The 727-nt window shown below is 59.1% G+C and carries 1 protein-coding gene; it reads left to right on the top strand.

Going from position 1 to position 727, the window contains the following annotated elements; genetic code table 11:
- A partial coding sequence (locus tag Y887_RS17240) for an IS3 family transposase (RefSeq protein ID WP_046965516.1) occupies window positions 1-713 on the top strand: 713 nt, incomplete at its 5' end.
- Between the last annotated feature and the right edge of the window lie 14 nt (window positions 714-727).

The raw sequence follows: 727 nt of genomic DNA, 5'->3' as shown, positions 1-727 counted from the left end.
CCGAGCTGATTGCCGAGATCGCGCGTTACGTTGAAGCGCACCCCAGTCGTGGCTTCTGGAAGTGCAGCGACTACCTTCGCAAGCAGCAACCAGGCTGGAATCCCAAACGCATCTATCGCGTTTACAAGGCCATGAAGCTCAACCTACGCCGCGCTGCAAAGCGTCGCCTTCCCAAGCGTGAGCGGGTGCCGCTCTACGTGCCGAGGCTGCCAGACACGGTCTGGTCGGTCGACTTCATGAGCGATGCGCTGGCATGCGGACGACGCTTTCGCACCTTCAACGTGGTGGATGACTTCAATCGCGAGGCGCTGCACATCGAGGTTGACACCTCGATCAACTCGCAACGGCTTGTGCGTGTGTTCGAGCAGATCAAACGCGATCATGGCTTGCCGCAGGTGGTGCGCTCGGACAACGGCCCCGAGTTCCTGGGCGAAGCGTTCACCAGCTGGCTCAAGACGAATGGCGTCGCACTGCAGTACATCCAGCCGGGAAAGCCAAATCAGAATGCCTTCATTGAGCGCTTCAATCGCACGTTCCGCGAGGAAGTGCTCGACCTGAATTTCTTCGCCTGCCTCGACGATGTGCGCGAAGCCGCCCACTGGTGGATGATCGACTACAACGAAGCAAGATCCCATGATTCGCTCGGCGGAATGACCCCGGTCGAGTACCGCAACAAGCACGCCGAAAGCTCTACTTTTGAAGTGCCTGCTTGACGGGGGAGCTTACG

Source organism: Xanthomonas pisi DSM 18956 (genome assembly GCF_001010415.1).
In the GTDB taxonomy this organism is placed as follows: Bacteria; Pseudomonadota; Gammaproteobacteria; order Xanthomonadales; family Xanthomonadaceae; genus Xanthomonas; species Xanthomonas pisi.
The sequence above is the reverse complement of the archived record's forward strand: the minus strand, read 5'-3'. Positions and strand labels throughout refer to the sequence as shown.